The following is a 10,375-nucleotide window of genomic DNA, read 5'->3' on the forward strand; positions in this document are numbered from 1 at the left end:
AAGTCTCGTCCTCAAGTCCCGGAAAGACTTCGGAGAGCCGCCCGAGAGAGCCGAAACACGATCCCGAAACGGCTCCGAAAACAGGGTCCGGGGACCCGGGAACGGGACCCGGGAACGGGACCCGGGAGCGGACCCGAAACGCGCTCTCCCCTCCATGGGACCGGCGCAGCGGGGCGCCCGCAACCGGGGGTCACGGGCGCCCACACCGTCAGGCGTACGAGGCGACGGCCTCGGATCTCACAGCCCGGCCGCCGCCCGGGCTATGTCGGCCGCGAACGTCGAGACCTCGCTGTACACGCCGGGGTATCCGGGCTCCGCGCAGCCCTGGCCCCAGCTGACGATCCCGACCTGGATGTAGGCCCCCGTGTTGTCCTTGCGGAACATGGGCCCGCCGGAGTCGCCCTGGCAGGTGTCGACCCCGCCCTGCTGGACGAATCCGGCGCAGATCTCGTCACCGGGGACGAGATCACTGCCGTACGCCTGCTGGCAGGTGGCGTCGTCGACGAAGGGGACGGTGGCCTTGCGCAGGTAGCGCTGCTGGCCGCCGCCCTCGCGGGTGGCGCCCCAGCCGGCGACGGTGAAGTTCCCGTTGTTGTACGCGGTGGTGGTGGCGATCTTCAGGGTGGGCTGCTCTATCGGTTTGGCGAGCTTGATGAGGGCCCAGTCCTTGCCCTTGCCGTTGTAGCCGGGCGCCTGGAGCACCTTGGTCGACTTGACCTTGATCGCGCTGCTGCTCTGCAGGTCGACGACGCCGGCGGTGGCGGTGATGGAGGTGTTGGTGCCGGAGCCGTCCACACAGTGCGCGGCGGTCAGGACGATGTCCTTGGTGTAGAGGGCGCCGCCACAGCCCATGGACAGCCGCACCATGAACGGGAACTCGCCCTGCGCGGCCCGGGTCCCGCCGACGACGGGCGCGGGCGCGGCGTGCGCGGACAGCGGCTGGAGAGACACCGCGGCCAGGGCGACCGCGGCGACGGCGAGCGTTCTTCTTATGAAGCTGAACTTCTTGAGAGACTTCAACGCGCTTCCTTTCGTGGGGGGTTGAACGCGAGGCGAGGGGCATGGAGAGGCGCTATGGCATGCCCCTGCCAAGCTGGTGCGGATTATGGGGACCACCGCGCGGCCCGGGCAAGGGCCGCATTCCGGCCAGACGCGGCTCCGGGCGCCCGCGCACCCCCGCCGCCGGGAGAAACCCCGCTTAGAGTGGAATCCAGTGCTGACGTCTTCAGGGGGTACGGACGTGGCGAACGGCGGACCCGTCGAGCACGGCTACCCGCATCTGGACACGGTGCGGGCGTCGATCACCGCGCTGTACAAGCGGCTCTCGTACGACACCATCCACACCTTCGCGACCAGCGTGGCCCCCGCCGACGTGGCCTTCGCCGACATCGACGACCTGCACCTGGGCGCCCAGCGCGTGGCCCGCGAGATGGTGCGGCACTACCGGCTGCCGGACGCCCGGATGATCATCGGCTTCCGCGAGATGACCCACGCGGCGAACGTCGAACTCGCCGCGGGCCCCGAGTACTTCATCGAACTCAACGACCGCTTCCGCACCCACCGCCGCGACATCGGCGCCGCCCTCGCCCATGAGGTGATGCACGTCTATCTGCACCGCCTCGATCTCTCCTTCCCCGGCACCCGCGACAACGAGATCCTCACGGATACGGCGGCGACGTACCTCGGCGCGGGCTGGCTCCTCCTCGACGCCTTCCGCGAGGACGCGGCGTCCTCGCAGAAGCTCGGCTACCTCACCCCCGAGGAATTCGGCTACGTCCTCGCCAAACGCGCCCTCGTCTTCGGCGAGGACCCCTCGATCTGGTTCACCAGCCCGCAGGCGTACACCGCGTACACCAAGGGCATGGCGCAGGCCCGCCGCGACGAACAGCAGCCTCCGCTGACCGCCGCCGGCTGGGCCGGCCGCCGCCGCTACGCGAAGGACCGCCGCTACGCCCAGGACCACCACGCCCCCGGCTCCCACCCCGGCGTCCCGTACGCCTTCACCCCGGACACCCGTGGCCCCCTGCGCGTGTCGTTCCCCTGCCCGACCTGCCACCAGCGGATCAGGGTGCCGGTGCGCGGCAGGGTACGGGCACGCTGCGCGCTGTGCCGGACGGTGCTGGAGTGCGACACGTAAGGGGTGAGGTGTGAGAGGTGAGGTGTAAGAGGTGAGACAGAACACCCCAAAAGCCTTTGCCTCGCGCGTCCTTCGCGAGCGAGGGTCGAAGGATGAGCACGAACGACCCTCCGGCGCACCTCTTCACCGCTGTGTACGAGGGTGACGAGGACGCGGTCGTACGGCTGCTGCGCTCCGGCGTGAGCCCGGAGGCGGTGGACGAGGACGGCCAGACGGCGCTGTACCTGGCCGCGGTGAGCGATCAACCCGGCATCGTACGACTGCTGTTGGCGGCCGGCGCCGCCCCCGACCGGCTCAGCCAGGGTACGGACGCTCCGCTGTGCGGTGCGGCCTGCGGCGGCCACACGGCGGTCGTGCGCGCGCTGCTCGCGGCCGGGGCCGGCCCCGACACGGTGGAGGCGTTCGGCTTCACGGCCCTGACGTGGGCGCTGCGGCGGGGGCACACCGCCGTGGCGGAGGCCCTCCTCGCGGCCGGGGCGGACCCGAACCGGCCCGGCCCGACCGGCGAGCCGCCGCTCGTGGCGGCCGCGCACCGTGGCTCGCCGGGCTGCGTGAGAGTCCTGCTCGCGCACGGAGCAGGGGCGAGGACCGAGGCTCTCGTCGAAGCCCGCCGGTGGCTTTCCCTGAACGTGGAGGCCGAACTCCGCGCGAGCTTGGCCCGGACCCACGGCCCCGGGCACCCGTCCGTCACCCACCGCTATCCGGACGCCGACGGCATCACCGTCGAGGTCCAACTCCTCGACGCCGAGGGGCACCCGTTCGCCGCCGACGACCAGGAGACGGGGCACGCCGAGATAGCGGCGCTCCTGGAGGCGGCTCCCTGAGCCGGGGCCGCTCACGGATTTTTTCGCCCCCGCCGCCCCTGCCCATTCCCGTCACTTGGGGGCTCCGCCCCCAAACCCCCGCCAAGGGGCTGTGCCCCCTGGCCCCCCATCGGCCTTGACGGCCCCGTCCTCAAACGCCGGACGGGCTGACAACAGCCCGTCCGGCGTTTGAGGAGCGGGGGTCTGGGGGCGGAGCCCCAGGGATGGGCGGGTAGGGCGGATGGGGCGAAAACCCCATCCGCCCTCACCGTTCACCCCTGATGCCCAGTCACCGCCCGCCCCGGCAATGCCACACACAGCCCCGCGCAGAGCACGAACCCACCCATCACCCAAGGCATCGCCGAGGTCAGCGCCCCCGTCAGCCCACCCGACGCATGCCCGAAGAAAACGCTCCCGATCACCGCGGCCCCCACCGCCCCGCCGAACTGCTGAGCCGTGGAAAAGATCCCGGACGCCCCACCCGCAAGCTCAGCGGGCACCGCGGACAGCACCACATTCACCAGCGGAACCACCAGGAACCCCAGCCCAGCCCCCGCAAGCACCAGCCCCGGTACCAAGGGCCACGCCCCGGTGTGCGCGGCGGAGGAGTCCTCGACCGCCGCCCAGATCCACCCGAAACCCCCGGCCATCAGAAGCGCCCCCGCCCCCAGCACCAGCCGCCCGAACCGCACGGCCAGCCCGTCCGCCGCGGGCGCGGTGAGGAAGCCGCCGACCGAGAAGGCCACGGTCAGCACGCCCGCCTGGGTCGGCGTGTAGCCCTCACTGCCCTGCAGCCAGATCGCGAAGATCAGGAAGAAGCCCTGCATCCCGACGGAGAAGATGAGTTGGACGAGGACACCCACGGAGAACGCGGGGAGCCGGAAGGCACGGGAGGGCAGCAGCGGCACCGTCACCGACCCGCGTCGACGGGCCTCGTACACCCCGAGCCCACCCACCGCGAGCACCCCACCGGCGAGGCAGATCCATCCCCACAGCGGCCACCCGTTGCCGCGCCCCTGCACCAGCGGAAGCACGATCGCGACGAGCCCGCCGGCGAGGAGCACGCTGCCGAGCGCGTCGGGCCGCCGGGCGGACCGCTCACGCGTGGCCGGGACGAGGACGAGTCCCGCCACGAACGTGCCGACGGCGACCGGTATGTTCACCAGGAACACGGACCGCCAGCCCCAGCCGAACAGATCCGCGTCGGTGAGCACGCCGCCGAGCAGCAGCCCGACCGCGGAGGCGAAGCCGGCGACGGCGCCGTACATCCCGAAGGCTGCGCCGCGCTCCTTGCCCTGGAAGAGCGTGCGGAACGAGCCGAGCACCTGCGGCATCAGCACCGCCGCCATCACGCCCTGCACGGCCCGCGCGGCGATCAGCTGTCCCGGGGACTGGGCGATCCCGCACCCGAGACTCGCGAGCCCGAAGCCTGCCGTGCCGACGAGGAAGAGGAAGCGGCGCCCGAATCGGTCCCCGAGGTGCCCGGAGATGATCAGGGTCGCGGCGAAGCCCAGCAGATACGCGGAGACCAGCCACTGCAGCGCGCTCTGCGAGGCGTGCAGGTCACGGCCCATGGACGGGATCGCGACGTTCACGATCGTCACGTCCAGCAGGTCCATCAGCGCCGCGATCATCATCACGACGGCGGCGGCCCAGCGGCGCGGATACGGCTCCGTGAGGGGTGAGGGGGGTGCTGCTGTGAGGCTCGTGGACATGGCGTCTCCCGTTGCTCCGGATTCGTCGCGCTCGGATTCGTCGAGCTCGGATTCGTCGAGCTCGGATTCATCGCGCTCGGATCGATTGCGCTCGGATTTATTTCGTTCGGACTAACGAAAGACTTGCATCGACACTGCCGTGATCGCAAGTCCTTAGTTCGTCCGAACGAAATATTTGTTAGCCTGAACCCATGAGCAGCGCAGACAAGGACGCCACGGGCGACAGGGGCGACGGAGCCGCCGACGACAGGCGGGCCAAGACGCTGGACCAGCTCATGACGGTGGGCCGCGAGCACAGTGGCGTCACGGTGATGTTCCATTCGGCGGTCGCTGCCATGCAGGGCCTGAGCGCCACCGAGAGCAAGACCCTCGACCTGCTCCAGCGGTACGGATCGCTGACTGCGAAGGACCTGGCCGAACGCACGGGCCTGGCTCCCGCGTCCGTCACCGGACTGGTCGACCGTCTGGAGGGCAAGGGCTTCGCCCGCAGGGTCAAGCACCCGACCGACAAGCGCCGGGTGCTCGTCGAGTTGAACGAGGAGAAGATCGCCGAGCTGGCCGTGTTCTTCGACGACTGGGCGCGCGATGTCATCGAGGCCTGCGAGGAGTTCAGCACGGAGGAGCTGGAGACGGTGATCCGCTTCCTGTCCGTCATGTCCGACCAGCAGCGGAAGGCCGCCGCCCGTCTCTCCCGCTAGACAGGCAACGGCCTTCCGGCCCCCGTACCCCCGGTATCCCCCGTACCCACCGGGGTTCCGCGGACGCCACGCTCCACCGCCGAGAACGCGCCGCCCGCGGGGCTTTCCCACGCGGTTCAACCGACGGTACGGGCAGGCGGGTCCGGGCGCCCCGGGATGCGCCCCGGGGAAATCCCCAGGGCCGAGAGCTCATTGCCTGGCTCGCGGCTCGTCCGTCAGCACCGCCGCGAGACGGGTGCGTGAGTCGACGCCGAGCTTGGGGAAGATCCGCCCGAGGTGGTACTCGACCGTCTTGACGCTGATGACGAGTTCGCGCGCCACCTGCCGGTTGGTCAGACCGGAGCACACCAGACGGGCGACGGCCAGCTCCTGCGGGGTGAGCAGGTTCGCGCCGCGCATCCTCGGCTCCCGCTCGGCCGGGCGCAGCCCGCACGCGGCCAACTCCCGCTCACAGCGCGCCAGATCGGGCGCCGCGTCCAGCCGTACGAGGAGGTCGCGGGCGCGCTGCAACTGCTCCCCCGCCCGGCTGCGCTTGCCAGTGCGGCGCAGGAAGCCGCCATACGCGAGGTGCAGCAGCGCGCGGTCGAAGGGCGCCTCTACGTGGGCGGCGTGCTTGAGGGCGGAGCGGAAGGCGCGCTCGGCGGTGGCGGTGTCGCCGCGCGCGGCCTCCAGCGTGCCGCGGGCGCGGGCGGCGGCGAGCAGTGCCCCGTGATGTCCGCGCTGGGTGGCCAGTACCTCGTACGGAGCGAGGACCTGGGCGGCACGCTTCTCCTCGCCGAGTGCGGACCATGCGTCGGCGAGCAGGTCGGCCCAGGACACGGTTCCGGGCTCCTCGAAGTCGCCGCGCGGGCCAAGGCCGAGGAGCGGCTCCAGGGCCACGACCACATCTTCCGGATGCCCTTGGGCGCGGGCGAGGCAGCCCTCGGCGAGCGCGGCCCACAGGGCCGGGTTCACGTGGTCCCCCCTGGCGTATTCGCGGGCCACGCGCGCGTGGGCCTGCGCCTTGCCGAACGCGCCGCGCGCGGAGTGCACTTGGGTCGCGAGCATCCGGCAGAACAGGGCGATGTGCGGCTGGTCGGTGTCGGCGGCGAGCGAGAGCGCCAGGTCGCTGTGGACGATCGCGTCGTCCCAGCGGCCCGCGCGGTACTCGGCCGAGGCGAGCGCGGTCGCGGCGACCACCCGGAAGGAGGCCGCGCGTCCGTGGCACGCGCCGAAGACCCCGCTCAAGTCCCGTACGGCACCGGTGAGATCGCCGGTGAACTCGCGCAGGCTCCCACGGCCGAGCAGCTCCTCCAGCTGGGCGGGGGACGCGAGCGCCGGGTCGGGCAGCGGACCGAGCGCGGCCAGCGCCTGTGATGCGTGCCCGCTCATCGCCAGGCCGGTGAGCCGCAGGAACCGGATCATGTCGGTGGCGGTGTCGTCCGGTGCGAGCCGCAGCGCGAGGTCCGCCCACGCGGCCATCTCCGTGCCGTGCGACATGCTGCCGTGCAGCGCCGCGAACTGCCCCGCGATCCGAGCGCCCAGCACCGGCTCCGCCTCCGGATCGCAGCGCTGCCAGGCATCGGTGAGCAGCGCCTTCGCCCTGTCGAGGTCGAAGAGGCTCAGCCGCCCCAGCAGATAACTGCGCCAGCCACCGGGCGCGAACCGCCCGATCCGCCGGGCCACCTCCCCCACATCGGGCACATCCCCCGCCAGCAGCCCGCACTCGACGGCTTCCAGCGTGCACCGCTCATACGTCGCCGTGTCCGTGCTCAGCCGCGCCGCGGCGGCCAGCTGCCCCGCCGCGTCGGCCCAGGTCCCCTCGGCGGCGAACCTCCGTCCCAGCGCGGCCAGTTCGGCCGACAGTGCGGCGTCGGGTCCGGCCACCGCGAGCGCCCGGTGCCGCAGCCGCTGCGCCTCGCCCGTGACCACGCCGGCGGCCCGCAGATGCAGCGCGGCCCGCCGCGAGGGCCCGAGCTGGTGATACACGGCGGCATGCACGAGCGGATGCGGAAACCCGATGACGGGTCGCCCGGGCACCTCCATGAGCAGCCCCGCCCGTACGGCTTCGTCGAGGCCGCCGAGCGGATCCGCGCGCCCTGGGTGGGCGGCTTCCGCCTCCCCCGCTGCAACCTCCGCCGCGTCCGCCGGTGTGCACTGTGTGCCGAGTACCGCCGCCGCGCACACCAGGGCCTCGGCCGGCGGGCCGCACGCGGCGAGGCGGGCGAGCACGAGGGCCGTGAAGGACTTCGGTGCGGGCGGCGCGACGTCGGTCTCGGCCAGCGCGTCCAGCAGCGCGGATCCCTCCTGTTCCAGCAGGGCCCGTACGTGCAGGGGGTTGCCGCCGGTGTGCGCGTGGAGGCGTACGGCGGCCCGGGCGGTCAGCCCCGGGACGCCCAACTCTCCGCTCAACTCGCACAGTTCGGCGGGCCCGAGTCCGTCGAGCCGGACCCGTACCGCGTCATCGCCGGTGAAAAGCCGCCGGGGCCCCGCCGGCAGCCGGGGATCACCGCCATCCCTTACGACCACGAGTACCAGCACCCGATCGGCCCGCAGCCGCCGGACGGCGAAGGCGAGAGCCTGGAGGGAGGGGTGGTCGGCCCATTGGGCGTCGTCCACCACGACGACGACTGGTTCGCCGGACTCGGCCGGGGGCTTCGGGGCCGGGGTCTGCGCCTCGTCCAAGGCCTCCAGCAGCTCCGTACCGGCCGCGGGTGCGTCCGCCCAGCGGGCCCTCGTGCCCAGGAGCTGTTCCAGGACGCCGAAGGCGAGTCCCGACTCCGCCTCCTCGCCGGCGGCGTGCAGGACGTGGCCGGCGTCGCGCAGGAAGTGGCGTACGAGGGCGGTCTTGCCGATGCCCGCCGGGCCTTCGACGAGAACGCGTTGGGGGCGACCGGCGCGGGCCCGTTCGCGGGCGGAGGTCAGCAGCGCGAGGCTGTCCGCGCGGCCGACGAACTCACCGGCCGAATCACCGCCCGGCTCCGGTCGAGCGAAGGGCCCATCAGTGTCCGCCTCGGCTCACCTCCCCGGCCCCCGTGCCCGCGTCCTCCTCAACCCCGCCCCTGCTGTCATCCCCTCCGGTACTAGGCACCCGGTGCTGGGGGCTCTGCCCGCCCGTCCCGCCTGGGGGTCCCCCAGGCCCTTCAGGCAATGGGGGCGGGACGACTGCACAGAGCGGTAGGCCTCAGAGGGCGCCCGCCTCCCACGACGCGCCGGCCACGGTCACCCGACCGTCACCGGCGACCCCCGCGTCACCGACGCCCCACCCCTGAGGGCGTCCTCTTACCCGCCCTCTGCGGGCATCCTCCCCAGCCTGGGCTGCGCGGTCCAGGGCCCGAACTCCTGGATGTCGTACGCCGATCGCACTACTGCGCCCCGTACACCGCCCCCGGAACCTCCGCCTCCGCGAGCAGCTTCAGCGTCGCCTCACCCGCCTCCGACGGCGTCCATCGCGCGCCCTTGTCCGCGGTCGGGCCCGGTCGCCAGCCCTCCATCACGGTGATCCGCCCACCCTCGGTCTCGAAGACCCGCCCGGTGACGCCCGCGCTCGCGGCCGACCCCAGCCAGACGACCAGCGGCGAGACGTTCTCGGGTGCCATGGCGTCGAAACCGGTGCTGGGCGTCGCCATGGTCTGCGCGAAAGTCCGCTCGGTCATCCGGGTGCGGGCCGCGGGAGCGATCGCGTTGACCTGGACGCCGTACCGCGCGATCTCGGCGGCGGCGACGAGCGTCAGCCCGACGATCCCGGCCTTCGCGGCGCTGTAGTTGCCCTGCCCGACCGATCCCAACAACCCCGCCCCGCTACTGGTGTTGACGACCCGGGCCGTCGGCATCCGACCCGCCTTCGCCTCCGCCCGCCAGTGCGCCGCCGCGTGCTTGAGCGGCAGGAAGTGGCCCTTCAGATGGACGCGCAGCACGGCGTCCCAGTCGTCCTCGTCGAGGTTGACGAGCATCCGGTCGCGCAGGAACCCGGCGTTGTTGACGAGGGTGTCGAGGCGTCCGTACGTCTCCAGCGCGGTGCGGATGAGCGACGCGGCACCCTCGGTCGTCGCGATGTCACCGCCGTGGGCCACGGCTTCGCCGCCCGCCGCGCGGATCTCGTCGACGACCGATCGGGCGGGGCTGTCCGGTCCCGGCATGCCGTCGAGGCCGACCCCGAGGTCGTTGACGACGACGCGCGCGCCCTCGGCGGCGTACGCGAGCGCGTGCGCCCGGCCGAGTCCGCGGCCCGCGCCCGTGACGATCACGACACGCCCCTCGCACAGCAGCGGTGCGCTCATCTCACTTCTCCTTGTTGGCAGTTGCGGCATCGAGGAAGGCGGGCAGCTCCCCGCCCCCATGGACGAGCAGCGAGGCCCCGCTGATGTAGGCGGCGGCGTCCGAGGCGAGGAAGACGGCGGCCTCGCCGATGTCGGACGGCTGGGCGAGACGGCCGAGCGGGACGGTGCGCGCGACGGCGGCGACGCCGTCCTCGCCGCCGTAGTGCAGGTGCGCCAGCTCGGTGCGGACCATGCCGACGACCAGGGTGTTGACCCGGATGTCGGGGGCCCATTCGACGGCCATCGAACGGGCCAGGTTCTCCAGGCCCGCCTTGGCAGCCCCGTAGGCGGCCGAGCCGGGTGACGGTCGTGTCCCGCTCACACTGCCGATCATCACGACCGAGCCCTTGGCCTGCTTGAGGTGCTCGTACGCGGCGATCGACGCGGTCAGCGGGGCGGTGAGGTTGAGCTCGATCACGCGCGCGTGCCGCTCGGCGTCCGCCTGTGCCAGCGGCCGGTAGGGCGTGCCGCCCGCGTTGTTGACCAGGACATCGAGCCGGGGCAGCGCGTCGAAGAAGGCGTGCACGGCGGCCGGGTCGCGCAGGTCGACGGACACGAAGTCGGTTCCCTCCAGGGGCAGCTCGGGCGGCCTGCGCGCGCAGACCACGACGTGCGCGCCCGCCCGGGCGAACGCCCGCGCGATCCCGGCCCCGACCCCACGGGTGCCGCCGGTGACGACGACGGTCCTGCCTCCGAGATCCACGGTGTCCACGTTGTCCACAGG

At 72.6% G+C, this 10,375-nt stretch carries 8 protein-coding genes and 1 pseudogene; 3 read left to right on the forward strand and 6 right to left on the reverse strand.

Annotated features, from left to right (window positions below):
• Nucleotides 1-237: 237 nt before the first annotated feature.
• Nucleotides 238-1,020 carry a trypsin-like serine protease gene (locus AB5J53_RS13650; RefSeq protein WP_369245900.1) on the reverse strand — a complete coding sequence of 261 codons (783 nt, stop codon included), beginning with the start codon at nucleotides 1,018-1,020 and terminating at the stop codon, nucleotides 238-240.
• A gap of 220 nt (nucleotides 1,021-1,240) precedes the next feature.
• On the opposite strand from AB5J53_RS13650, the gene AB5J53_RS13655 reads away from it, so the two are divergent.
• Entirely contained in the window at nucleotides 1,241-2,137 is an 897-nt protein-coding gene (locus AB5J53_RS13655; RefSeq protein WP_369245901.1) for a hypothetical protein, read from the forward strand.
• Between the two features lie 92 nt (nucleotides 2,138-2,229).
• The gene (locus AB5J53_RS13660) at nucleotides 2,230-2,961 is read left to right on the forward strand and encodes an ankyrin repeat domain-containing protein (protein WP_369245902.1); all 732 of its coding nucleotides are present in this window, start codon (nucleotides 2,230-2,232) and stop codon (nucleotides 2,959-2,961) included.
• A 251-nt stretch (nucleotides 2,962-3,212) separates the two neighbouring features.
• Here AB5J53_RS13660 and AB5J53_RS13665 read toward each other — a convergent pair whose 3' ends face one another.
• On the reverse strand, nucleotides 3,213-4,655 hold the full coding sequence (locus AB5J53_RS13665) for an MFS transporter (RefSeq protein ID WP_369245903.1): 1,443 nt from the start codon (nucleotides 4,653-4,655) through the stop codon (nucleotides 3,213-3,215).
• 191 nt (nucleotides 4,656-4,846) lie between these two features.
• Between AB5J53_RS13665 and AB5J53_RS13670 the strand changes: the two genes are divergently transcribed.
• A complete protein-coding gene (locus AB5J53_RS13670) occupies nucleotides 4,847-5,353 on the forward strand; it encodes a MarR family winged helix-turn-helix transcriptional regulator (RefSeq protein WP_369245904.1) in 507 nt (168 codons plus the stop codon).
• Nucleotides 5,354-5,542: 189 nt separating this feature from the next.
• On the opposite strand, the gene AB5J53_RS13675 is transcribed toward AB5J53_RS13670, so the two are convergent.
• From AB5J53_RS13675 to AB5J53_RS13690, 4 genes and pseudogenes are all read right to left on the reverse strand, one after another.
• Nucleotides 5,543-7,378 carry a LuxR C-terminal-related transcriptional regulator gene (locus AB5J53_RS13675; RefSeq protein ID WP_369252214.1) on the reverse strand — a complete coding sequence of 612 codons (1,836 nt, stop codon included), beginning with the start codon at nucleotides 7,376-7,378 and terminating at the stop codon, nucleotides 5,543-5,545.
• Nucleotides 7,379-7,876: 498 nt separating this feature from the next.
• Nucleotides 7,877-8,278: pseudogene (locus AB5J53_RS13680) on the reverse strand (ATP-binding protein); the annotation flags it as partial.
• Between the two features lie 419 nt (nucleotides 8,279-8,697).
• On the reverse strand, nucleotides 8,698-9,612 hold the full coding sequence (locus tag AB5J53_RS13685; RefSeq protein WP_369245905.1) for an SDR family oxidoreductase: 915 nt from the start codon (nucleotides 9,610-9,612) through the stop codon (nucleotides 8,698-8,700).
• Between the two features lies 1 nt (nucleotide 9,613).
• Nucleotides 9,614-10,354, reverse strand: coding sequence for an SDR family oxidoreductase (locus AB5J53_RS13690; RefSeq protein ID WP_369252216.1), 741 nt, complete (start codon nucleotides 10,352-10,354; stop codon nucleotides 9,614-9,616).
• Nucleotides 10,355-10,375: the final 21 nt, after the last annotated feature.

This window comes from Streptomyces sp. R41 (assembly GCF_041053055.1).
Classification (GTDB): Bacteria; Actinomycetota; Actinomycetes; order Streptomycetales; family Streptomycetaceae; genus Streptomyces.